A 25,752-nucleotide genomic window follows, 5' to 3' on the forward strand; every position below is an offset into this window, starting at 1 on the left:
GCCCATATCTCCCGCGCCGCGCTCATAAGTCGTTGTTCGGCGCCCATAACTCCCGTGTTCCGCTTATAAGTCTTTGCCCGCGCTCATAAGTGGTTGCCCGGCGCCCATATCTCCCGCGTTTCGCTCATAATTCGTTGTTCGGCGCTCATATCTCCCGCGCCGCGCTCATAAGTCGTTGTTCGGCGCTCATACCTCCCGCGCCGCGCTCATAAGTCGTTGCCCGCGCTCATATCTCCCGCGCCGCGCCCATAATCCCGTTTACCCCGCTCATAAGCCTCCCCGACCAAATGGTTGCGAATAATGCAATTAATCATTCCTGCTATCGAAATATTTCAACTACTCTGTTGAAATTGGTTGAAAATATAGTATACTCGAATTATGTAGATTATCCAGATAAATAATAGTTTGAAAAGTAATATTCTGCCGTTGAATAAAAATTTCTGTTGACTGAATGCTCATTCATAATTAAACTGTTAAATAAGAGTGACCGACAAACAGTATGTCACGTTTGTTTTAAAGAAAGGGGAGGGAATGAATGGGGCCATTATTAATTGCCAATTGGGTGTTGTTTTTAGCCGTCACGGCTTATGCGCTGGCATTATTCACGTATTTATTAAAAACACGGACCCAATTCATCAAACTTGGCCGGAAGGAAGAGTTTGACAAGAATGTATCCAGAAGGCTTGAAGCGGTTTGGGTGAATGTTTTTGGACAAAAGAAATTATTGAAGGACAAGAAGAGTGGTTCGATTCACGTCATGTTCTTCTACGGCTTCCTGCTCGTACAATTCGGCGCGATCGATCTGATCTGGAAAGGACTCAAGCCAGGATCGCATTTACCGTTTGGACCGATCTATCCGGCCTTTACGTTTTTCCAGGAAATCGTTGTCGCAGTCATTCTTATAGCAGTCGTCTGGGCGTTTCACCGCCGTTATGTCGAAAAGCTGGTCCGTTTGAAAAGAGGTTGGAAATCCGGCCTTGTCCTAATTTTCATCGGAACACTCATGCTGTCGACACTTGTCGCAAATGGAGCGAACATCATCTGGCAAGGTCATGAAACAACATGGACAGAACCGATGGCATCCGCCATTGCCGCGGGACTCGGCTTCATGTCGCCGACTGCTGCTGCAGCCGTCTTTTTTATCGCATGGTGGATTCACTTGCTGACGTTGCTGACATTCCTCGTCTATGTGCCGCAATCGAAGCACGCGCACTTGATCGCAGGGCCGGTCAATACGTATTTCATGCGTTTCGACCGTCGTGGCAAACTGGCGCCGATTGATTTCGAAGCACTTGAGAATGTGGAAGAGGAAGATGAAATGCCGGCTCTCGGAGTTGGAAAAGTAACCGATTTCACACAGCTTCAAATGATTGACTTCTACGCTTGCGTGGAATGCGGACGATGTACGAATATGTGTCCTGCCACCGGGACGGGCAAAATGTTGTCTCCGATGGATTTGATTACAAAGCTGCGTGATAATTTGACGAACACTGGGGCGCTGGTCACGAAGCAGAAGCCCTGGGTACCGGCTCCTATGTTCAAGAACACGAAGGGGAACCAGATCGCGTTGGCGGCTGGGGCGGAAGGTGCTGTACTTGATGATATTTACAGCCCGAGCCTGATCGGGGATGTCATTACGGAAGAGGAAATCTGGGCGTGCACGACCTGCCGGAACTGTGAAGACCAATGTCCGGTCATGAACGAACACGTCGACAAAATCATCGATCTTCGCCGTTATCTCGTCATGACGGAAGGGAAGATGGATGCGGATGCACAACGCGCGATGACGAACATCGAGCGTCAAGGGAATCCGTGGGGACTGAACCGGAAAGAGAAGGAGAACTGGCGCGAAGCCAATCCGGAACTTCACATCCCGACTGTCAAAGAAATGAAAAAAGCGGGAGAAGACTTCGAATATCTATTCTGGGTCGGCTCGATGGGTGCTTTCGATAACCGTTCCCAAAAGATTGCGTTGTCGTTTGCGCATCTTCTGAACGAAGCGGGCGTCAAATTCGCCATTCTGGGGAATAAAGAGAAGAATTCCGGTGACACACCGCGCCGTCTAGGAAATGAATTTTTATTCCAAGAGTTGGCGACTTCCAATATCGAAGAGTTCGAGAAAGCGGGCGTTACAAAAATTGTCACAATCGACCCGCACGCATATAATATATTTAAGAATGAATACCCGGATTTCGGATTCAAGGCGGAAGTCCTCCACCATACGGAACTTCTCCATGAACTCGTCATTCAAGGAAAACTGAAACCGCAGCATCCGATCAATGAAACAATTACATTCCATGATTCCTGCTATCTCGGCAGATACAACGACGTCTATGACCCGCCGCGCGAAATTCTGAAAGCGATTCCGGGCGTCCGACTCGTCGAGATGAAACGGAACCGCCAGGACGGCATGTGCTGTGGAGCTGGCGGAGGCCTGATGTGGATGGAAGAGGATACCGGCCACCGCATCAACGTAGCACGGACCGAGCAGGCGCTCGAAGTGAGCCCGGGCATCATTTCTTCCGGTTGTCCATACTGCTTGACGATGCTCTCGGACGGAACGAAAGCGGTGGAAGTGGAAGATTCGGTCGGCACATACGATATCGCCGAATTGCTTGAACGCTCGATTTTCGGTGAGGAGAGGCAATTGGCTGCAACGGAAGAAGAGGCCACGGTTCTCCAATAATCTATTGCAGAACTATCAGTCTTGTCGTATAATTAAATCAATTAGAAACTGGACGGATTGCACCGACCTGTTTGACATCACAACTAATGCAGGGAGTGGGACTCACTCCCTTTTTCTTCGAAGCTGCGTTGAGCGAGCGTTCAGTCAATGAAATTCAAATTCAATTCCATGACAGTCAACTATCAAAACGGAGGCGATGGGAAATGGCAAGAACAGTAATTATCGGAGGGGCGCGCACCCCATTTGCAAAATTGGGCGGAGCCTTGCAAGCGATGTCAGCGAGTGATCTGGGTGGAATCGCGATCAAAGAGGCACTGCATCGTGCGGACGTAAAAGAAGATGAAGTGGATGAAGTCATCATAGGGACGGTGCTTCAGGCAGGGCAAGGACAGATCCCTTCCCGCCAAGCAGCGACGAAAGCGGGCCTTCCATGGTCGGTAAAAACGGAGACCATCAACAAAGTATGCGCTTCCGGAATGCGGAGCGTTACATTGGGCGATCAGCTCATCCGCTTGGGAGACGAGGAAGTGATTGTTGCGGGCGGCATGGAGTCGATGTCCAATGCGCCGTATTATTTGCAGAAAGGCCGCTTCGGTTTGAAGATGGGTGATACGAATTTGGTGGATGGGATGATTTACGATGGACTGTCCTGTGCTTTCTCACCGGAGCGGGTACATATGGGAACCTACGGCAACCGGACGGCGGATTCATTTGAACTGACACGTGAAGCGCAGGATGAATGGTCCTTCCGCAGCCATCAGCGTGCGACAGAAGCGATCGATAAAGGGATTTTTGCAGAGGAAATCGTACCAGTCGAAATTCCGCAACGCAAAGGGGACCCCGTCGTTTTCGATACGGATGAAGCACCCCGCCGGGACACAACCTTGGAAACGCTTTCTAAATTGCGTCCGGCATTCGACAAGGACGGCACAATCACTGCCGGAAATGCACCGGGAGTGAATGACGGGGCATGCGCCTTAGTGTTAATGAATGAAGAACGGGCGAAAAGGGAAGGGAAAACGCCGCTTGCGACCATTATCGGTCACGCTGAAGTCGCCATCGAACCGGAAAACTTCCCGCAAACACCAGGCCTCGTCATCAATGAACTTCTGAAAAAGACGGGCAAGAAGCTGGAAGACGTCGATCTATTCGAAATCAACGAAGCATTTGCAGCCGTGGCTCTGGCAAGCTCTCAAATCGCCGGACTGGACCCAGAGAAAGTGAATGTCAATGGCGGCGCGGTTGCGCTTGGCCACCCGATTGGGGCGAGCGGTGCCCGAATCATCTTGACACTTGCCCATGAACTGAAACGCCGCGGCGGCGGCGTCGGCATTGCATCGATCTGCTCGGGAGGCGGGCAAGGCGATGCCGTCATGATCGAAGTGGAAAAAGATTAATGGAATCGGGAAAACGGGGGGAACACTAATGGAAATCAAAAAAGTAATGGTCATCGGTGCGGGACAAATGGGCGGGGGCATTGCCCAAGTGTGTGCGCAAGCAGGTTTTGAAGTGACCTTGAATGATATCAAGGAAGAGTTATATGATAGAGGGCTTGCGGTCATTACGAAAAACTTGTCCCGAAATGTTGAAAAGGGACGGATGACAGAAGACGAGAAAAACGAAGTGCTCGGACGGATCACGAAATCATTGGATCTGCAAGATGCTTCCGGCGTCGATATGGTCATCGAGGCTGCTGTCGAGAACATGGACATCAAAAAATCCATCTTTGAACAATTGGATAAAATTGCGCCGGACCACGCGATTCTAGCAACGAACACTTCTTCCTTGCCGATTACAGAAATTGCAGCGGTAACGGACCGTCCGGAAAAAGTGATCGGCATGCACTTCATGAACCCGGTGCCGGTCATGAAACTCGTGGAAATCATCCGTGGCCTTGCAACGGCGGACGAAGTGTATCAAGCCGTAGAAGAGATGACGGTGAAGCTGGACAAAACGCCGGTGGAAGTGAACGATTTCCCAGGATTCGTCGCGAACCGGATTCTCATGCCGATGATCAACGAAGCGATCTATACGCTTTATGAAGGCGTGGCGAAAGAAGAAGCGATTGACGAAGTGATGAAACTGGGCATGAACCACCCGATGGGACCTTTGCAATTGGCAGACTTCATTGGACTCGACACATGCCTCTATATCATGGAAACCTTGTACGAAGGGTTCGGCGACTCCAAATACCGCCCTTGCCCATTGCTTCGCAAATATGTGAAAGCCGGCTGGCTCGGGAAGAAATCAGGACGCGGCTTCTACGTTTACGAATAAAGGAGAGCAAATGCCATGGATTTACAATTTACCGAAGAACAGCTGATGATGCGCGACATGGTACGGAATTTTGCTAAAACAGAGATTGAGCCGTTTGTTCCCCGGATGGAAGCGGGGGAGTTTCCACACGACATCTTAACGAAAATGGGCGAGCTCGGCCTGATGGGTATCACGGTTCCGGAAGAATACGGCGGATCGGGGATGGATTTCATTTCCTATATCATCGCGATCAACGAACTATCCAAGGTGAGCGCGGTTGTCGGGGTCATTCTATCAGTCCATACTTCGGTCGGAACGAACCCGATCCTTTATTTCGGAAATGAACAGCAAAAGCAAGAGTACGTACCCAAAATGGCGAGCGGCGAATACCTCGGGGCCTTCTGTTTGACCGAACCTTCAGCGGGGTCGGACGCAGGTTCATTGAAAACAAGGGCCGTTAAAAAAGACGGACATTATGTGATCAACGGATCCAAGGTCTTCATTACGAACGGCGGGGAAGCGGATGTCTATATCGTGTTCGCTTCGACGGATCCATCGAAAGGAACGCACGGCGTCACGGCGTTCATCGTCGACAAAGACACACCGGGACTCGTCATCGGAAAAGATGAGGAGAAAATGGGGCTTCATGGTTCACGGACCGTCCAATTGACGTTCGAAGATATGAAAGTGCCGGAAGATAAGGTGCTTGGCGTAGAAGGCGAAGGATTCAAAATCGCCATGGCCAATCTCGATGTAGGCCGGATCGGCATCGCATCACAGGCGCTCGGGATTGCGGAAGCTTCATTGGAAGCGGCGACAGACTACGCGAAAGAGCGTGTCCAGTTCGGAAAGCCGATCGCCGCCCAGCAAGGGGTCGGATTCAAATTGGCGGATATGGCCACAGCGGTGGAAGCATCGCGACTGCTTGTCTACCGGGCTGCGCAGATGCGGTCGGAAGGGCTGTCATGCGGGAAAGAGGCATCGATGGCGAAACTGTTCGCCTCCCAGACGGCGGTCGACTGTTCGATCGAAGCGATCCAAGTGTTCGGCGGATACGGCTATACGGAAGACTATCCGGTGGAGCGCTATTTCCGCGACGCAAAAGTTACGCAGATCTATGAAGGTACCAGTGAGATCCAACGGTTGGTTATATCGAAGCAATTGACGAAGTAGAAAATGTAAATCGATTGGATGCCAGGTGCTGCCACAATTCGCAAAGAGCGCGAATGGTGTCAGTACCTGGCACCTTGGACGATATATCAGTGGACTGTTGCTTGGAGTGGAAGCGCTCGACTCCTGCGGGAATAGCGTGAGCCTTGAGACCCCGCAGGAGCGAACCGACGAGGAGGCTCAAGCCACGCCCGCGGAAAGCGAGCGCTGGAACGGAAAGCACCAGCCCTGTTGCAAACCATATACTTTGACAAAGATAAGGTGGGAATCAAAATGGATTTTAAATTATCGGAAGAACATGAAATGATCCGGAAGATGGTCCGTGATTTTGCGGAGAATGAAGTCGCACCGACTGCGGCGGAACGGGATGAAGAAGAACGGTTCGACATGGCATTATTTGAAAAGATGGCGGAACTTGGATTGACGGGCATCCCTTGGCCGGAAGAGTACGGCGGCATCGGCAGTGACTATCTTGCATACGTCATCGCAGTGGAGGAGCTTTCCCGGGTCTGTGCATCGACGGGCGTTACCTTATCGGCCCACACATCACTTGCAGGATGGCCGGTTTTCAAATATGGTACGGAAGAACAGAAGCAAAAGTATCTGCGTCCAATGGCGGAAGGCACCAAAATTGGTGCATACGGCTTGACCGAGCCGGGTTCAGGATCGGACGCGGGCGGCATGCGCACAACCGCCAAGCTGGATGGCGAAGACTATGTGCTGAACGGATCCAAAATCTTCATTACCAACGGCGGGATAGCGGACATTTACATCGTATTCGCGGTCACCGATCCGGAATCGAAGCATAAAGGAACAAGCGCATTCATCGTCGAGAAAGATTTTGCAGGCTTCTCCGTCGGAAAGAAAGAGAAGAAGCTTGGGATCCGTTCATCTCCAACAACGGAAATCATGTTCGACAATTGCCGGGTGCCGAAAGAGAACCTTTTGGGTGAGGAAGGCGAAGGCTTCATCATCGCAATGAAAACATTGGATGGCGGCCGGAACGGGATTGCCGCGCAAGCCGTGGGGATTGCGCAAGGGGCGCTTGAAGCATCGGTCGATTATGCGAAGGAACGGGTGCAGTTTGGAAAACCGATCGCGGCGAACCAAGGTGTCGGCTTCAAGCTGGCGGACATGGCGACAGCGGTGGAAGCATCCCGCCTATTGACATATCAAGCAGCTTGGTTGGAATCGAATAACTTGCCATACGGAAAAGAATCGGCCATGGCGAAATTGATGGCCGGAGATACAGCGATGAAAGTGACAACCGAAGCAGTTCAAGTATTTGGCGGTTACGGGTATACGAAAGATTACCCGGTCGAGCGTTTCATGCGCGATGCGAAAATCACGCAAATTTACGAAGGAACGCAGGAAATTCAACGTCTTGTCATCTCCCGTATGCTGACAAAATAAACGGGAGGTTCATATGGAAAAAAAACTAGTAGTCAAATCGTCCGTCAAAGACGAGAGTTTGATAGAAAAACGTCGGGAGCAAATGATCCGGGGCGCTGTCAAACTGTTCAGGAATAAAGGATTCCATCGGGCGACGACGCGGGAGATTGCCAAAGAGGCGGGCTTCAGCATCGGGACGCTCTATGAATATATCCGGACGAAGGAAGACGTCCTATATCTCGTCTGTGACAATATTTACAATAAAGTGCTCAACCGCCTGAACGGTTCGCTGGACCAAGAAAGGACGGTGGAAGGCATCCGGCTCGCCATCGATAAGTATTTCCGCTTGATCGACGACATGTCGGATGAATTCCTCGTCATGTATCAGGAGTCCAAATCCTTGCCGAAGGATGCCTTGCGATACGTCTTACAGAAGGAGATGGAAATGGTCGCTCTATTCGAAGACTTGTTCAAGGCTTGCGCCCATTCGGGTGAGCTTCGCATCACCGATGAAGAAATCCGGATAGCGGCCAACCATATCGTCGTCCAAGGGCAGATGTGGGCGTTCCGGAGATGGGCTTTCGATAAGGATACGACAATCGATGATTATATCCGTATCCAGACAGATCAGTTTTTCAACGGAATCGTACGAGAACACGAAGAAATCCGTTAGCACGGCAACCTGTTGTGTAAATTGCGCCCGGGTTTGGGCAGAAGGGGTGTATTAATATGGTAACAGCGCCAGTTGAGATTTATAAGCCGAAGCACCATATCCGTTTTGTGACGGCGTCTAGCCTATTCGATGGCCACGATGCCTCCATCAATATCATGCGCCGCATTTTGCAATCCAGCGGGGCGGAGGTCATCCACCTTGGACATAACCGTTCGGTGGAGGAGGTCGTGAACGCGGCCATTCAGGAAGATGTTCAAGGAATCGCCATTTCCTCCTATCAAGGGGGCCATGTCGAGTATTTCAAATATATGTATGACCTCCTGCAAGAAAGAGGAGCGCCGCATATTCGCATTTACGGCGGCGGTGGCGGGGTCATCATCCCGAAGGAAATCAAGGAACTGCATGACTACGGTGTCGCGTGGATCTTCTCGCCGGAAGACGGCCGCAAAATGGGCCTGCAAGGGATGATCAACCGGATGTTGGAAGAATGCGACTTCCTCACCGAGGCGGACAATGAACTGGCCAACTTGGAAAAAGTGAACACGGACCATCCCGAAATACTGGCCAACTTGATCACCTATGCGGAAGAAAAGCACGGGAAAAACGACCAGCAAGCAGTGCAACTCATTGAGAAAGCGCGGACACTTACCAAAAACACACCAGTGCTTGGCATCACGGGTACTGGGGGAGCAGGGAAAAGTTCCTTGACCGATGAATTGATCCGCCGTTTCCTGCAAGAACTGCCGGATAAGAAAGTCGCCATCCTTTCGATCGACCCGACGAAGCAGAAAACGGGCGGGGCATTGCTCGGAGACCGGATCCGGATGAATGCCATCTTCAACAAGCGGGTATTCATGCGCAGCTTGGCGACCCGTGGTTCCCGTACCGAATTGTCGGGCGCCATCAAAGATGTACTCGATGTCGTCAAAACGGCGGGCTACGACTTGATTGTTGTCGAAACGAGTGGAATCGGGCAAGGGGATGCGGAAGTCACGGAAGTGTCCGATGTCTCGATGTATGTCATGACGAGTGAATTCGGGGCGCCGACGCAACTCGAGAAAATCGACATGATCGACTTTGCCGACCTGATCGTCATCAATAAATTCGAACGCAAAGGATCCGAAGATGCGCTTCGCCAAGTCCAGAAGCAGTACCAGCGCAGCCGCGGCCTTTGGGATAAGGAAATCGATGAGATGCCGGTTTACGGCACGATCGCTAGCCAGTTCAATGACAAAGGAACGAATTCGCTATTTACTGCAATCGTCAACGTGCTGAATGAAAAATGCGGCTTGGATTGGGAAACATCGTATGCCCAATTCATCAAGACCCAAAAACAGAACGTCATCATACCGAACGACCGTCAGCATTACCTAAGGGAAATTGCGGGCACAGTCCGCGATTATCATAAACGATCAGTACAACAAGTCGAATTCGCACGGCGTTTATTCCAGCTCGAAGGGGCTATGGAAGCAGTGAAAGAGAAAGCGCCGGATGATAAACTTATCGCTTCGCTGCAGTCGCTTGCAGATGGGGTGCGGGATGAGCTGACGGCGGAATCGAAGCGGATCATCCAAAACTGGAAAGCGTTGAAAGAATCCTATGCCGGGGATGAATTCGTCACAAAAATCCGTGACAAGGAGCTTCGTACTGCGCTGACAACAACGAGTTTATCCGGCTTGAAAATCCCGAAAGTCGTCCTGCCGAAATTCGAGGACTACGGGGAAATTTTACGCTGGGTGTACAAAGAGAATTTACCAGGTTCATTCCCTTATACGGCTGGAGTTTTCCCGTTCAAACGGGAAGGGGAAGATCCGAAGCGTCAATTCGCGGGAGAAGGGACACCGGAAAGGACGAACCGCCGCTTCCATTATCTGTCCAAGGACGATGACGCGAAACGGTTATCGACCGCTTTTGACTCGGTCACGCTTTACGGGGAAGATCCGAATGAGCGTCCGGACATTTTCGGAAAAGTCGGCGAGTCAGGTGTCAGCATCTGTACATTGGACGATATGAAGAAATTGTATGACGGCTTCGATTTATGTGCACCATCGACTTCCGTCTCAATGACGATCAACGGACCGGCTCCGATCATCCTAGCCATGTTCATGAACACGGCGATCGATCAGCAGATCCGCTTGAAAGAAGAGGAACTGGGTCGAACTTTGACTGACGAAGAATTCACGGAAGTGCGCGATGCCACGCTGCAAGTCGTCCGCGGCACCGTGCAAGCCGATATCCTGAAAGAGGACCAAGGGCAGAACACTTGCATCTTCTCCACGGAATTCGCTCTTCGGATGATGGGGGATATCCAGCAGTACTTCATCGACAAGAAGGTGCGCAATTACTACTCGGTGTCCATTTCGGGTTACCATATCGCCGAAGCGGGAGCGAACCCGATTTCACAACTGGCATTCACATTATCGAACGGCTTCACCTATGTCGAATACTACTTGAGCCGTGGCATGAATATCGATGATTTTGCACCGAACTTGAGCTTCTTCTTCTCGAACGGGCTGGACCCGGAATATACGGTGATCGGCCGGGTGGCACGCCGGATTTGGGCGGTTGCCATGCGGGAGAGGTACGGGGCGAACGAGCGCAGCCAGAAGCTGAAGTACCACGTCCAGACGTCAGGACGCAGTTTGCACGCGCAGGAAATCGATTTTAACGACATCCGTACAACTTTGCAGGCGCTCATGGCTCTGCAAGACAACTGCAACTCGCTCCACACGAATGCCTACGACGAAGCGATCACGACGCCGACGGAAGAATCGGTCCGGCGGGCAATGGCGATCCAGATGATCATTACAAAAGAACATGGCCTGTCCAAAAATGAAAACCCGTTGCAAGGTTCCTTCATTATCGAAGAATTGACGGACCTCGTGGAAGAAGCCGTGCTGACGGAATTCGACCGCCTGAACGACCGCGGCGGTGTGCTCGGATCGATGGAAACCCAATACCAACGGGGCAAGATCCAAGAGGAATCCATGTACTACGAGCATTTGAAGCACTCAGGGGAGCTGCCGATCATCGGGGTGAATACGTACTTGAATCCGAACCCTCCGTCCGAGGAAGACATCGACAACATGGAACTCGCACGCGCGACAAAGGAAGAGAAAGAGTCGCAAATCATCAACCTGCGTGAATTCCAGAAGCGTCATGCGGACGAGACGGAGAAAGCCTTGCTGAAATTGAAAGAAACGGCTGTCACGGGCGGCAATATCTTCGCGGAACTGATGGAAACCGTCAAAGTCGCGAGCCTTGGCCAGATTACGAACGCACTTTACGAAGTGGGCGGTCAGTACCGCCGCAATATGTAATCAATGGGATGACACTAGTCCAAGCAAAAATCCGTGGGAACTTCGTTCTTCACGGATTTTTGTTCTGGCGCTGGAAGTGATAAAATCAGGTCTATGGGTAGCTTCCCGGCAGTTATGTTCCCCTCAATGTCTTGGGTGGACCTCCCATCGACATGGCTCATCCTCGCAACGTTTTGTCCCGGCCTCCCGACGTTATTCGGGAACCTCGCAACGCTTTGTCCCGGCTTCCCAACGTTATTCGGGAACCTCGCAACGCTTTGTCCCGGCTTCCCGACGTTTATCCGGGAACCTCGCAACGTTTTGTCCCGGCTTCCCAACGTTATTCGGGAACCTCGCAACGTTTTGTCCCGGCTTCCCAACGTTATTCGGGAACCTCGCAACACTTTGTCCCGGCTTCCCAACGTTATTCGGGAACCTCGCAACGCTTGAGCCCTGCCTCTCAACGATTTCCGAGAACCTCCCAACGCCATGACCCAGCCTCCTGACGTTTCGATAGTATCTTGCAACGTTTACGCTCCACCTCGCAACATTTCCCGTGAACTTCATAACAGATGAAAGGCCCAGATCGACGGGAAACCTTTTTTTATTCAGCAAATGGGACGATGTATTTTCCTTTATGAAAATTGCTAAAATTAAATCGAATTCATAGCGTACGTTTGCTATCTCCATGTATAATGGGGAGGACAATGGAAATGGGGTGTTGGCTTGAAGTATACTGTTCATCTAGTGGTCATCATTATCCTAGTCATTCTTACTTTCCTACTGTATGGGAATGATTTAGGGGCCATCCCTTTCTTACTTGCGGCAATTTACCTGATCTATATTAGTGTCCTGGAATTCCGTCAATTTCGAAGGAGTAAAAGATTGTAGCTAAATCCGGGATTTATTGTATATAATGAGTAGTATGTTTTCTATAGAAAGGACGTGCGTTTGTTGAATATCCGCGAGATGACGAAGGAACAATTGGCAGAAGAATCGATGATTGATATCGTCTACGCCATTTTAACAGAAAGACATGAATCACTTACCTTCCAACAGTTGATGGATGAAATCCGTGATTTGACAGGCATGAGCGAAAGTGAAATGAAGGGTAAATTGCAACAGTTTTATACAGATTTAAACATCGACGGCAGATTCATCGCCATCCACGATAACCGTTGGGGATTGCGCGAGTGGTATCCGGTCGAGCAAATCGAAGAAGAGACAGCGCCAGTCGTCAAAGTGCGTAAAAAGAAGAAGAAAAAAGTGCTGGATGACGAGGAAGAGGAACTGTTCGATGAGGACGATGAGGAAGAGTATGACGAATTGATAGAGGACGAGGAAGAAGAGGACGACGAGGACGAAGAAGATCTCGAAGAGGAAGAAGAGGAAGATATCATTGAAATCGAGGAGGACCTTCTGGACACGGATGACGAGTTGGAAATCATTCCGGATGATGAGGATTTGGAACTCGACGATGAAGATGAAGAGGAAGAAGATGAATTCGAGGAAGATGAGGAGATTGAAGAATAATCTCTTGACTTCGTACGTAGAACGCTATAAGATTTTACAGGGCTCCTTAAAAGGACACTTGAACCGATGCATATGCGCTCCTCTGGATTTCAGACGGAGCGTTTTTTAATTTTTCATTATAAATTTCGCGAACGGAGGAGTTTGGCATGACAAAGTATATTTTCGTAACTGGCGGTGTCGTTTCATCACTCGGTAAGGGGATCAATGCTGCATCTTTAGGAAGGCTTCTAAAAAGCCGCGGCCTGGAAGTGACGATGCAAAAATTCGATCCTTATATTAACGTCGACCCTCGTATGATGAGTCCTTATCAACACGGCGAGGTATTTGTCACGCAGGACGGTGCGGAGACGGATCTCGACCTCGGCCACTACGAGCGCTTCATTGACATCGATTTGAACAAATACTCGAACGTCACGATGGGCAAAGTCTATTCCTCCGTATTGAAAAAAGAACGGAGCGGGGAGTACATGGGCGCGACCGTCCAAGTCATCCCGCATATTACAAATGAAATCAAAAGTCTCATCAAGCGGGCGGCAAAGGAAACGAATGCGGACGTCGTCATTACGGAAATCGGCGGCAGTGTGGGCGATATCGAATCCCTTCCTTATTTGGAGGCCATCCGTCAGATGAAAACGGATCTCGGCAAAAACGATGTCATGTATATCCACAATACGCTCATTCCGTACCTCCACGCAGCGGGTGAAATGAAAACTAAACCGACCCAGCATAGCGTGAAGGAATTGAGAAGCTTGGGCATCCAGCCGAATATCATCGTCGTGCGCAGTGAATATCCGGTTCCGCAAGAGATGAAAGACAAGATCGCTTTGTTCTGTAACATCAAACCGGAAGAAGTGATCGAGGCATTGGATGCGGAGACATTGTATGAAGTGCCACTTCGTCTGCATGAGCAGCATATGGACAAGATTGTCGTAGATTTCTTGGGTTTGGAAACGAAAGAGCCGGATATGACAGACGTGAAGGAACTTGTCCACCTCGTAAAATCCTTATCGAAGAAAGTATGCATCGGCCTAGTCGGAAAATACGTGGAACTGCAAGATGCGTATATTTCCACAGTCGAAGCGTTGCGCCACGCGGGCTACCAATTTGATGCGGATATCGAAGTGAAATGGATCAACGCGGAAGAAGTGAATGAAGAAAATGTAGCCGACATCCTGGGCGAGGTCGACGGCATCGTCGTACCTGGCGGATTTGGAGATCGAGGCATCGATGGTAAAATGACCGCCATCCAGTTTGCCCGCACCAACAACATCCCGTTCATCGGAATCGGTCTCGGCATGCAGTTGGCTGCAGTGGAATTCGCACGCAACATGCTCGGCATGGCAGATGCCCACTCCACGGAATTCAACTTGGATGCAGAATACGCGTTATTTGAAAATCAATCCGATATGACCGAATCCAGTGAATCCGGCGGCCTGATGCGCCTTGGTTCCCATCCATGCAAAGTGAAGGAAGGCACGAAAGCGCGCCAAGCATATGGAGAAGAACTTGTCCACGAGCGCCATCGCCATCGGTATGAGTTCAACAATGAATACAGAAATCAATTCGAAGAGGCTGGCATGATCATGGCCGGGGTTAGCCCGGATGACGAGCTTGTGGAAATCATTGAACTGCAAGATCACCCATTCTTCATCGGCTGCCAATTCCATCCTGAATTCATCTCGCGTCCGACTCGTCCGCAACCATTATTGCGTGAATTTATCGGCGCCGCATTAACCCATCAAGCTGAATGACGAAAGGGGCTGTCCAATTGGACAGCCTCTTTAAATATGCGCCCGGCATGGGACGAGTATTGATACTATGCCCGGGGGTGCTGATAACTTCGCGCAAGCGTTGATATTAAGCCTGGAGTGCCGATATCCCCGTGCAAGTGCTGATACTATGCCCAAGCGCTCATAAACTTCACTCAAGCGCTCATAACTATCGTTTCGGCGCTCATAACTGCCGTGCCAACGCTCATAACTTTCGTTTCTCCGCCGATAACTTTAAGTTCCGCGCTTATAATTTCGTCAACCGCGCTCATAAGTGCCCATCTCGCGCTTATAACGCCGGGTTGCGCGCCGATAACCCCGCGCAAGTGCTGATATCCCGCCCGGAGCGCCGATAACTTCGCGCAAGTGCTGATCCCGCCCGGAGTGCTGATAACCCCGCCCAACCGCCGACACTAAGCCTGGAGCACTGATATCTCCCCAACACTTCATCTCAACTGTTTCATTCACCTAGCATTTCATCATATACCAATTTCACGGCTTCATAAACGAACAAAGCAGCGAGCGCATGGGGGTGGACGATGCGCTCTCCGTTCTCCCCGGGCAAGAGCCCCTTCGTCAAACCGGTGGAGATATACGTATAGGCCAAATCGGCAAGTTCATTATCCCCATCCGGTTTTTCCGCGGCCAGCGCACCGAATGGAATGAATTGCTCGGCCAGGCGGCGGGCCAGCTCCAAAGCGGACGGATCCGTTGCGCTGCGTGTCAACAGCCACACCCGATCCGCCGAACCGATAGGCATGTCCGATTCATAACGCACCGCCCCGGCGAACGGTTCCACGCCGCGGAGAGCAGTGGCTGTCACAGCACCCATCTCGCCGAATGCCGAAAAAATGACGCGCCCTTCCCCGGCAGTCGCCTGTGCTAACAGACGGGCTGTTTCCTCCATCGCTTCTTCTTCATTTGTCACGATCCGCTGTAGCAGTCCGCTTACTTGTGTCGATAATATTTTCAACCGTCATCACCTCTTCTTCATTATAAAATTATCCGGGAAAATAAACCGCAATTATGATTCGGTCATTTGCCTAGCTGGAGGCAACCATTTGTAGAAAAAACATAGGAAATTTTGATTATATTATGGTATGCTGATAGAAAAAGTGAGACCGATTATTACGAAACCGAGTAATTTGGACTACGTTTGCTTAGGGAGTCCGTAGGTTTGTAGGAGACAACGACACAACATGAAACAAGTACATCAAGCATCGGGCTTCTATTTGCTACCGATTGTCCTCTCGGTGATTCTGTTCGGATATTTTACGTTCATCATTTTAACGTATCCGATCATTGGATTGAAAGTAGAGGAAGTGGAAGAAGATCGGTGGGAAGTATCCCACGTGGCCAAGAATGGCTGGGCTATGAGCCATGATATTCATCCAGGAGACACGGTACTATTAGTGGATGGAAAATCTCCGGAACGCCATTCTACCGTTCTCCGCTATCACAGGGTGGAAAAAGCGAAAAACATCACATGGACAAGTGAGAGGGAAATTGTAAAAACAGTGGACGTCAAGGAAGCGACGTTTACCGTGGACACTCTTTTTTATGCCATTATTCCAATACTATTTTGTGCGGCCTCCATTTTACTCAGCGTCTTCCTTTACAGGAAAGCCGGAAATGATCAGGCGGCCCGGATTTTAACTTGCTTCCTGCTGTCCATCGGCTTTTTTTATATTAGCCTTTTCGCAACAGAGCGTGCCGATTTAATCGGCAGACTGTTCTTGATCGCTACTGCGTCAAGCTCGCTCATTTTGTTTGCCCATTTTTTGATGGTTTACTTCCGGAAGCTTGGTATGATCTTTCTACATAAAAAAACGTTAATCGTTCTTTATTTGTTGAATGCTATTTTGGTAATCATCTCAATCAAGAACCAACTGATACATCATACGATTGAGACGAAACGCTACACTATGGCCTTTTTTTCTGCGCTTACCGTTTTTCTGGCCATTCTGTTGGTCCGTGTCTATTTGAAATATAGGAATACGGAGAGCAGTGCGGTCATCATCATACTCGGAACGACCTTGCTGTTTGCTTTCGGTCCTTCCGTCTTATTTTCTTTGATTCCGATTGTTTTGGTAGACGAAGCATTGATTCCGCTTGAAATTACAACGGCCTTTATTCTTTGTATCCCTTTCATGTTCATTCACTTGCTGCTTTCGAAACAATTATTTGACGTTGAATTTTTCTTAGGCCGGTTAAAATATTATTCAATCATCTCCTTTCCCTACACGATTATGTCCGGGTTTTTTTTGCTTTTCATCCTGGATATTGAAATATCCCCATTTCTGATGACACAAGCTTTTTTTATTTTATTTATTATCACGACGGCGGCCTTATATATTAAAGAGATGTTGGATTACAAATTACGGCATCATTTATTCTCGCAAAAGAATCAGTATGAAGAGAGTATGCATAAATTTTTTCAAAAAGCGAAAGCGGAAACCGAAGTGTCAAACTTAATCCACAATTTGATGAATGAAATTCAAAGAGTTCTCGGCATCGGTAAAGTCGAATACTGTGAACTCGTTCGGGTGGACGGCGAGAGCGTGTGGAAAGTCAAAAACCAGAACGGTCTGAGCGAAAATGTTTCCGATGAAGTTGAGAACCGATGCTGGGAAGTGCTTCCGATTGGGTCGCTGACACGGCTTTCCAATCAAACAGCCCTTCTCATCGGAGAGGAATACGGTATAAGACGACTGATTTTATTAGGAGATAAGTCATCAAAAACACGGCTGAACATGGAGGAGAAGATTTGGCTGGAAACATTGGCCTATCTATCTGGCATTCTGCTTGAAAATTTCCAGCTGATTGAAGGGCTGGCAAAGCGAATCGAGGAGTATCGGTTGGAACACAAGGCGGAAGGGGATCATCCGCAATGGTTGTCCCGCCTGTTGTTTTCTCTGTCGGAAAAAGAGCGTGCCAACCTATCGAATGACTTGCACGATTCCATTTTGCAAGACCAGCTTCACCTCTTAAGAGAGATTGACACGCTCATTCTTAATGAACGGAATTTCATCATAAAACAAGATTTGAAGGATGTTAAAGAAAGGATGCTCGACATGGTCCATCTGATCCGGGAGACATGCAATGAGCTGCGGCCTCCTTTTTTGAATGAATTGGGGGTGATCCAGTCGATCCAACATTTGGTCGACCAAACGAAACTTCGTTGCGACTTTTTGCTGGAAGCGGAATTGGATCGGAATATTCAGCGGCTGGACCATGACCTGGAATTGACTTTATACCGCGTAGTGCAGGAACTATTGACAAATGCCATGAAACATTCCGAAGCGACCGAAGTGAAACTATCTTTGAAGAAAGAGGGACTGTACTTGACTTTGCAATACAGCGACGATGGAATCGGGTTGGCGCAGGAAGATTTGATGGATTCCTTCCAAACGATGGGTCTATCCGGAATGCGGGAGCGGGTGAGGAGCATAGGGGGAAACATGTCCATCCGCACGGAAAAAGGGGCCGGATTGGAAGTGCGAGTCGGGCTGAAGATAGGAGGGGCTGAGCATGGTTAATGTGTTAGTAGTGGATGATCATCCTGCTGTGGGAGAAGGGACGCGTACAATAATCGAACTAGAACCGGGGTGGACGGCGACCGTTAGTGCCGATCCGGAAGAAGCGCTGCGGGTGATTAAAGAGCGGTCATACGATGTGTATTTGGTCGATTTGTTCATGCCTAACATCAATGGCATCGAGTTGACGAAGCTGATTTTACAGGAAAGCCCGGAAGCGACGATTCTCATTTACACGGGATTCGATCTGGTGACACACTTCAATATGATGGTTGAAGCGGGCGTGAAGGGCTTCGTCAGCAAAACGGCCACCCAGGAGCAATTGATAACGGCCATCCGCTGCGCGCTCCGGGATGAGGCGGTCCTTCCCATACAATTGGTGAAGCAACTTAGGCGTATGGATGCCCTGCCTTCTACGGACAAGGGGCAGTTGGACATGGGCAATGTGCTCCTGACAACAAAGGAACAACAGATTGTTGCGGGTATTTCGCAAGGGCTGACGAACAAAGCAATCGCCGCTCAACTTTCGATGAGCCAGCGGACTGTCGAATACCATTTGACGAAAATTTTCACGAAGTTGAAGGTCGGTTCACGGACAGAGGCCTTGGTGAAGTCGAAAGAATACGGACTCCTCTCCGAACAGGAGATGAGATGAACGAAGATGGCCGTGTGTCGGTCTTTTGCATTCTTAGATGGCGGTAGCTTCGGCAACCGCCATTATGTGAGTTCACTACTGAATCGGGAGTAAAGTCCTGATTGCTGATTCATTTTTAGTATATTTACTAAATAAACCCATATTATTCAATAATCCACATGAACTTTTCATTACAATAGACTCCAGCTTTTGCCGTAATTTATGATAAAACCTCCAAAAGAAGCTTTCGATCCTAATCCCTACCACGTACTCGATAAAATTGAATGGAAGTTAAGGCCTAGCACCGCAATATCTACGTAGAAAACCGCAAATCTAATTACGGTGAAAAAGGACGAGTTTTATGTGAAAATAGATAATGCTATTGCATTAAAAGTAATTTAAAAATATAAATAGGGTTAATGTAAAAATTTTACAAAATGGCTAGAGTAAATTATCTTAAAATAATTAATTAAATCAGCAGTCTTTGCTATAACCGGATTTATTGTTCCTCTCAGATGAATCGAAAAGGGCACTAACTCTATCTATTTTAATTGCTATGAAAAGAGGGGTCAATTTTCATTAAGTGAAAAATAGAGGACGGAGAAAACAATTACGGAGCTTCCGAATAGCTTCCTAATCTGAAAATACACTCACTTCGGTCTTTTCTTTTGATAGGTCTTTTTACTTTGCAAAATCTGATGCAAAGATCTGGGGGCAGCCCTATCTGATGTAAAGAGTGAAGCGAGGAGAAAATGTCGAATTGGTGAAAAGATGTTTTTTTGGTAAATAAAAGAAGGTGAAGTCATTATTCAGTGTAATATATATCTTAATACTACTACATGCGAAAAAAGGGGAAGAAGGTTATCATAATGAAGTCAATTTTAATCGTTGATGACCAGGCAGGCATCCGTCTTCTGCTAGATGAATTATTCCGTAAAGAGGGATATGAGACGCGGCTTGCAGGGAATGGATTGGAAGCGATTCAAGCGGTACGGGAGGAAATACCCGGATGCATCCTACTCGATACCAAAATGCCGGGGATGGATGGGATCGAAACATTAGAACAATTGGAAGTACTTTGTCCTGAAGTGCCGGTCATCATGATGACGGCTTATGAAGAGAGTGAATTGCCGCAAGGATCGGCTCGGCGGGGAAAGGTCCTTTATTTTGCCAAGCCTTTTGACATTTATGAAATCCGGAATACGGTAAATGGATTGCTTTTATCCGATGAACGTACAAATCCTGCTGAACAAAAGTAATGATCATGCTGTGGCATGATTGATTTGCCCGCACCTAAGGCGGGCAGTGGAAAACGCGAACCGACTTTGATATGATGGAAAAAGGGTAAAATGAAGAAAAATCCTAGATATACTGTCCATTTTCATAATCCGGAGGAGGAATTCGCATGGCACTCGTTTCCATGAAAGAAATGATGATCAAAGGGAAAAAAGAAGGTTATGCAATCGGTCAGTTCAATTTGAACAACCTTGAATATACGCAGGCAATCCTGCAAGCTGCACAAGAAGAGCAATCCCCTGTCATTCTGGGGGTCTCGGAAGGTGCGGGACGATATATGGGCGGCTTCACAACAGTCGTCAATATGGTGAAAGGTCTGATGCACGATTACCAGATCACTGTGCCTGTCGCCATCCACCTGGATCACGGCTCCAGCTTTGAAAAATGCAAGGAGGCGATCGATGCGGGATTCACATCCGTCATGATCGACGCTTCGTCTAAACCGCTTGCTGAAAACATTGAAATTACCAAACAGGTCGTTGAATATGCTCATGAGCGCGGCGTTTCCGTCGAGGCGGAGCTTGGCGTAGTGGGCGGTCAGGAAGACGATGTCATTGCCGACGGTGTCATTTATGCAGACCCGGCGGAATGCAAGGAATTGGTTGAAAAAACCGATATCGATTGCTTGGCACCGGCGCTCGGCTCTGTGCATGGCCCTTACAAAGGCGAACCGAATCTCGGTTTCAAAGAGATGGAGGAGATTTCGAACCAATCCGATTTGCCGCTCGTCCTCCATGGCGGAACGGGAATCCCGACAAAAGATATCCAACGTGCTATTTCACTAGGGACAGCGAAAATCAACGTCAATACGGAAAACCAGATCGAAGGGACGAAAGCCGTCCGCGAAAAATTGGCATCCGACCCGGACGTCTATGATCCGCGTAAATATCTGGCTCCGATGCGGGATGCCATCAAGCAAACGGTGATCGGCAAAATGCGCGAGTTCGGAAGCTCTCAAAAAGCATAATACGCAACAAGATGAAAGGAGAAGCATCCGGATCCCCCGGATGGATTCTCCTTCTTTTCCATACGACCTAGTTAGGAGGACATCTCATTGAAGTTTTTTATTGACACAGCCAATTTTGAAGAAATCAAAGAGGCGCATAGTTGGGGTATTTTATCCGGCGTGACGACGAACCCTTCCCTCGTAGCGAAGGAAAACGTATCGTTCCATGACCGGTTGCGTGAAATCACAGCATTGGTACCGGGTTCGGTCAGTGCGGAAGTAATTGCGCTGGATGCGGAAGGCATGATCGAAGAAGGACGGGAATTGGCAAAAATAGCGCCGAATATTACGGTGAAGCTGCCGATGACCCCGGAAGGACTGAAAGCTTGCCGTGTCTTCGCCGACGAAGGCATTAAAACGAATGTCACGTTGATTTTCAGTGCAAACCAAGCACTCCTGGCAGCGCGTGCAGGTGCAACCTACGTATCCCCGTTCCTTGGTCGGCTCGATGACATCGGGCAAGACGGCATGGCTCTGATCAGCACAATCGCGGATATTTTCACGATCCATGACATCAAGACGGAAATCATCGCAGCCTCCATCCGCCATCCGCAGCATATTACAGACGCCGCTTTGAACGGCGCCCATATCTCTACAACACCATTCAAAGTACTACAGCAGCTTTTCAACCACCCCCTAACAGATAAAGGGATCGAAGCGTTCCTGGCGGATTGGGAAGCTAGAAAGAACAAGTGACGTGCCAAAGGAGACCGAAATGGACGTTTATAAAATCAAAGGCGGCAACCCTCTGCGCGGGACGATCAAAGTGAGCGGCGCAAAAAACAGCGCCGTCGCCCTCATTCCCGCTTCGATTTTGGCAGATTCGACGGTAACGATTGAAGGACTTCCGGAAATTTCGGATGTCCTGACATTGCAAGCCCTCCTGGAAGATATCGGAGGGAAAGTGGATTTCAACGCCGGGACGATGACGGTCGATCCATCTGAAATGGTATCGATGCCGCTTCCGAACGGCAATGTGAAGAAGCTTCGCGCCTCCTACTACATGATGGGTGCGATGCTTGGACGATTTAAAAGTGCAGTGATCGGGCTTCCGGGCGGATGCCACTTGGGCCCCCGTCCGATCGACCAACATATCAAAGGGTTTGAAGCGCTCGGTGCCAAAGTGACGAACGAGCATGGCGCCATCTACCTGCGCGCTGACGAATTGCGCGGTGCGAAAATTTATTTGGACGTCGTAAGCGTAGGAGCGACGATCAATATCATGCTGGCAGCGGTCTTGGCGAAAGGGCGGACGACGATCGAAAACGCCGCGAAGGAACCGGAAATCATCGATGTAGCGACCTTATTGTCCAATATGGGAGCCAACATCAAAGGCGCCGGTACAAATGTCATCCGGATAGAAGGGGTCGAGAGACTGCACGGTACGAAGCACACGATCATCCCCGATCGGATCGAAGCGGGCACGTTCATGATTATGGCGGCTGTGGCGGGCGACGGCATAACGATCGACAACGTCATCCCGCTGCATGTCGAATCCTTGACGGCGAAATTGCGGGAAATGGGCGTCGATGTCCGGGAAGGGGAAGAAAAGATCTTCATCCCGAAGGCTTCCAACTTGCGGGCGGTCGATATTAAAACGCTCGTCTACCCCGGTTTCCCGACAGATCTCCAGCAGCCATTCTCCGTCCTGCTCTCACAAGCCGCCGGAACTTCCGTCATTACGGATACCGTCTATTCGGCAAGGTTCAAGCAGTTGGATGAATTGAGACGGATGAACGCTGATGCACGGGTCGAAGGCCGGTCGGGCATCTTGAACGGACCGACGCCATTGCAAGCGGCGACTGTCCGCGCGTCGGATTTGCGGGCGGGGGCGGCTCTTGTCATCGCAGGTTTGATTGCGGATGGGGAAACGGAAGTCCAGGAAATCCAACATATTGAAAGAGGCTATAGCAATCTGATTGAAAAGCTTCGCGGAATCGGGGCAGATATCCGGAAGGAAAGCATCACTCAAACCGCCGTCGTAGGTGAATGAAACCGCGTGGCGTTTCTGGAGAATGTGTTATAATTGAGTGAAGAAGCAAATCTTACGGCAGAAATTGGTCAGAGGAACCAAACTCATGGCTGAACCCGTAACACAGGAGGAACTTGAATGGAACGCAGTTTATCGATGGAATTGGTTCGAGTCACAGAAGCGGCTGCCGTATCGGCGGCGCGCTGGATGGGGCGCGGCTTGAAGAATGAAGCGGATGACGCTGCGACTACAGCGATGCGCACCGTCTTCGATACGATCCCGATGCAAGGCGTCGTCGTCATCGGCGAAGGGGAGATGGATGAGGCGCCGATGCTTTATATCGGCGAAGAACTCGGAACTGGCCATGGACCAGCCGTAGACGTAGCCGTCGACCCGCTGGAAGGTACGAATATCGTGGCGGCAGGCGGCTGGAATGCGCTGGCGGTCATCGCCATCGCGGACGAAGGCAACCTCTTGAATGCGCCGGATATGTATATGAATAAAATCGCGGTCGGTCCGGAAGCGGTCGGAAAAATCGATATCGACGCGTCCGTGACGGATAATCTGCTGGCCGTAGCGAAAGCGAAAAACAAAAATATCGAAGATGTGGTGGCAACCGTCCTCAACCGGGAACGCCATGCCAAAATCATCGAAGAAATCCGTGCTGCCGGAGCCCGTATCAAACTGATCAATGACGGAGACGTAGCGGCTGCCATCAATACAGCATTTGACGAAACAGGAGTGGACATCCTCTTCGGTTTGGGAGGCGCACCGGAAGGCGTCATTGCGGCCGTCGGGCTGAAATGCCTCGGCGGGGAAATTCAAGGCCGTCTCGTGCCATCCAATGACGGAGAAGCGGAACGTTGCAAGAAGATGGGAATCGATGTGAATAAAGTGCTTCGCATGGAAGACCTGGTGAAAGGCGACGACGCGATCTTCGCTGCGACAGGTGTGACGGACGGCGAATTGCTCCGCGGTGTACAATTCAAAGGTTCCTATAGTGAAACACATTCACTTGTCATGCGGTCCAAATCAGGGACAATCCGATTTGTCGAAGGCCGCCACAGCATGAAGAAAAAACCTCTACTCGTCATGCAGGATTGATTTACCTCAGCGCCCGGCTTACCCGCCGGGCCCTTCTACCTTGGGAAATCGGACGACCTACCTTTTAGAACACAACCTCAAATGCAATCCATTAAGATAAAGCGTGGTGCCATCATATGACAATGATTACGATATCGGCGCTGGAAAATATGACATTGAAAGAGTTATATTCCCTCGCGAAACAATACAAGATTTCTTACTATAGCAAATTAACAAAAAAAGAATTGATCTTCGCCATCCTGAAATCGAGGGCGGAGCAGGAAGGCTATTTCTTCATGGAAGGTGTTCTGGAGATCATCCAGTCGGAAGGGTATGGATTCCTGCGGCCGATCAACTATTCGCCAAGCTCGGAGGATATTTATATTTCCGCTTCGCAAATCCGCCGCTTTGACTTGCGGAACGGGGATAAAGTGACCGGGAAAGTACGTCCGCCGAAAGAATCGGAACGTTACTACGGCTTGCTCCATGTGGAAGCAGTCAACGGCGAAGACCCGGAAGTCGCTCGGGAGCGGGTACATTTCCCGGCCTTGACGCCACTTTATCCAGATCGGCATATTAAGCTGGAAACCAGTCCAACCAAACTATCCACACGGATCATGGACTTGGTATCACCGGTCGGTTTCGGGCAACGCGGCTTGATCGTCGCACCGCCGAAAGCCGGTAAAACGATGTTGTTGAAAGAAATCGCCAACTCCATTACGACGAATCATCCGGAAACGGAACTGATCGTCCTGCTGATCGACGAGCGGCCGGAAGAAGTGACGGATATCGAACGATCCGTCAAAGCCGATGTCGTCAGTTCGACGTTTGACGAAGTGCCGGAAAACCATGTGAAAGTGGCGGAGCTCGTATTGGAACGGGCAATGCGCCTCGTCGAGCATAAGCGTGACGTTGTCATCCTGATGGACTCTATCACGCGGTTGGCGCGTGCGTATAACCTGGTCATCCCGCCAAGCGGACGGACGTTATCCGGGGGGATCGACCCAGCTGCATTCCATCGCCCGAAGAGATTTTTCGGAGCGGCTCGTAATCTAGAAGAAGGCGGTAGTTTGACGATTTTGGCAACGGCCTTGATCGATACGGGCTCCCGTATGGACGAAGTCATTTACGAGGAATTCAAAGGGACGGGCAACATGGAACTTCATTTGGACCGTCACTTGGCAGAACGCCGGGTATTCCCGGCGCTCGACATCCGCCGCTCGGGAACGCGGAAAGAAGAGCTGCTCATCCCGTCCGACCAGCTGGAGAAGCTCTGGGCAATCCGCAAGACATTCTCCGATGCGCCTGATTTCGCAGAACGTTTCCTGAAAAAGCTGCGCCAGACAAAAACGAACGATGAGTTTTTCGAAGTGTTGAATGAAGAGATGAAAGCGCACCGAAAAGGCAAAGGCCTTCTGTAATGTCTATGGGAAGGGATGCGTGGAAG

Annotated in this window: 19 protein-coding genes; 17 read left to right on the forward strand and 2 right to left on the reverse strand. The window is 49.8% G+C overall.

Translation table 11 applies throughout. The annotated features are described in order from the left end of the window. Positions 1–535 precede the first annotated feature (535 nt). The 7 genes from OXB_RS07245 (at position 536) to icmF (ending at position 11,497) form a co-directional block, all read left to right on the forward strand. Positions 536–2,686: a (Fe-S)-binding protein gene (locus OXB_RS07245; RefSeq protein ID WP_041073080.1), complete on the forward strand. Its 2,151-nt coding sequence runs from the start codon at positions 536–538 to the stop codon at positions 2,684–2,686. 203 nt (positions 2,687–2,889) lie between these two features. Further along, positions 2,890–4,083, forward strand: coding sequence for an acetyl-CoA C-acetyltransferase (locus tag OXB_RS07250; protein WP_041073082.1), 1,194 nt, complete (start codon positions 2,890–2,892; stop codon positions 4,081–4,083). A 28-nt stretch (positions 4,084–4,111) separates the two neighbouring features. Further along, positions 4,112–4,963, forward strand: coding sequence for a 3-hydroxybutyryl-CoA dehydrogenase (locus OXB_RS07255; RefSeq protein WP_041073084.1), 852 nt, complete (start codon positions 4,112–4,114; stop codon positions 4,961–4,963). A 15-nt stretch (positions 4,964–4,978) separates the two neighbouring features. Continuing rightward, the gene (locus OXB_RS07260) at positions 4,979–6,115 is read left to right on the forward strand and encodes an acyl-CoA dehydrogenase (protein ID WP_041073086.1); all 1,137 of its coding nucleotides are present in this window, start codon (positions 4,979–4,981) and stop codon (positions 6,113–6,115) included. Between the two features lie 270 nt (positions 6,116–6,385). Beyond that, positions 6,386–7,525 (forward strand): acyl-CoA dehydrogenase, encoded by a 1,140-nt coding sequence (locus OXB_RS07265; RefSeq protein ID WP_041073088.1) that lies wholly within the window; start codon positions 6,386–6,388, stop codon positions 7,523–7,525. A gap of 13 nt (positions 7,526–7,538) precedes the next feature. Beyond that, positions 7,539–8,177 (forward strand): TetR/AcrR family transcriptional regulator, encoded by a 639-nt coding sequence (locus OXB_RS07270; protein WP_041073090.1) that lies wholly within the window; start codon positions 7,539–7,541, stop codon positions 8,175–8,177. Between the two features lie 56 nt (positions 8,178–8,233). Beyond that, positions 8,234–11,497 carry a fused isobutyryl-CoA mutase/GTPase IcmF gene (gene icmF, locus OXB_RS07275; protein ID WP_041073092.1) on the forward strand — a complete coding sequence of 1,088 codons (3,264 nt, stop codon included), beginning with the start codon at positions 8,234–8,236 and terminating at the stop codon, positions 11,495–11,497. Positions 11,498–11,731: 234 nt separating this feature from the next. On the opposite strand, the gene OXB_RS07280 is transcribed toward icmF, so the two are convergent. After that, positions 11,732–12,220, reverse strand: coding sequence for a hypothetical protein (locus OXB_RS07280; RefSeq protein ID WP_041073094.1), 489 nt, complete (start codon positions 12,218–12,220; stop codon positions 11,732–11,734). A 201-nt stretch (positions 12,221–12,421) separates the two neighbouring features. Between OXB_RS07280 and rpoE the strand changes: the two genes are divergently transcribed. After that, on the forward strand, positions 12,422–13,009 hold the full coding sequence (gene rpoE / locus OXB_RS07285; RefSeq protein ID WP_144399658.1) for a DNA-directed RNA polymerase subunit delta: 588 nt from the start codon (positions 12,422–12,424) through the stop codon (positions 13,007–13,009). Positions 13,010–13,155: 146 nt separating this feature from the next. Continuing rightward, complete coding sequence (locus OXB_RS07290) at positions 13,156–14,760, forward strand: CTP synthase (RefSeq protein WP_041073096.1); 1,605 nt, start codon at positions 13,156–13,158, stop codon at positions 14,758–14,760. Positions 14,761–15,238: 478 nt separating this feature from the next. Here the strand turns inward: OXB_RS07290 and OXB_RS07300 are convergent, their stop codons facing one another. Beyond that, the gene (locus tag OXB_RS07300; RefSeq protein ID WP_041073099.1) at positions 15,239–15,751 is read right to left on the reverse strand and encodes a DUF2529 family protein; all 513 of its coding nucleotides are present in this window, start codon (positions 15,749–15,751) and stop codon (positions 15,239–15,241) included. A 226-nt stretch (positions 15,752–15,977) separates the two neighbouring features. On the opposite strand from OXB_RS07300, the gene OXB_RS07305 reads away from it, so the two are divergent. From OXB_RS07305 to rho, 8 genes are all read left to right on the forward strand, one after another. After that, positions 15,978–18,317, forward strand: coding sequence for an ATP-binding protein (locus OXB_RS07305; RefSeq protein ID WP_041073101.1), 2,340 nt, complete (start codon positions 15,978–15,980; stop codon positions 18,315–18,317). Further along, positions 18,310–18,969 carry a response regulator transcription factor gene (locus tag OXB_RS07310; protein ID WP_041073103.1) on the forward strand — a complete coding sequence of 220 codons (660 nt, stop codon included), beginning with the start codon at positions 18,310–18,312 and terminating at the stop codon, positions 18,967–18,969. Before OXB_RS07305 ends, OXB_RS07310 begins: the two co-directional genes overlap by 8 nt. 848 nt (positions 18,970–19,817) lie before the next feature. Further along, positions 19,818–20,207, forward strand: a complete 390-nt coding sequence (locus OXB_RS07315; RefSeq protein ID WP_041073105.1) for a response regulator — start codon at positions 19,818–19,820, stop codon at positions 20,205–20,207. 146 nt (positions 20,208–20,353) lie between these two features. Further along, entirely contained in the window at positions 20,354–21,211 is an 858-nt protein-coding gene (locus OXB_RS07320; RefSeq protein WP_041073107.1) for a class II fructose-bisphosphate aldolase, read from the forward strand. Between the two features lie 87 nt (positions 21,212–21,298). After that, entirely contained in the window at positions 21,299–21,946 is a 648-nt protein-coding gene (fsa, locus tag OXB_RS07325; protein ID WP_041073109.1) for a fructose-6-phosphate aldolase, read from the forward strand. A 19-nt stretch (positions 21,947–21,965) separates the two neighbouring features. Beyond that, on the forward strand, positions 21,966–23,243 hold the full coding sequence (locus tag OXB_RS07330; protein WP_041073111.1) for a UDP-N-acetylglucosamine 1-carboxyvinyltransferase: 1,278 nt from the start codon (positions 21,966–21,968) through the stop codon (positions 23,241–23,243). 117 nt (positions 23,244–23,360) lie between these two features. Then, complete coding sequence (gene glpX / locus OXB_RS07335) at positions 23,361–24,326, forward strand: class II fructose-bisphosphatase (RefSeq protein WP_041073113.1); 966 nt, start codon at positions 23,361–23,363, stop codon at positions 24,324–24,326. Between the two features lie 116 nt (positions 24,327–24,442). After that, the gene (gene rho, locus OXB_RS07340) at positions 24,443–25,726 is read left to right on the forward strand and encodes a transcription termination factor Rho (protein ID WP_041073115.1); all 1,284 of its coding nucleotides are present in this window, start codon (positions 24,443–24,445) and stop codon (positions 25,724–25,726) included. Positions 25,727–25,752 lie beyond the last annotated feature (26 nt).

Source organism: Bacillus sp. OxB-1, from assembly GCF_000829195.1.
Classification (GTDB): domain Bacteria; phylum Bacillota; class Bacilli; order Bacillales_A; family Planococcaceae; genus Sporosarcina.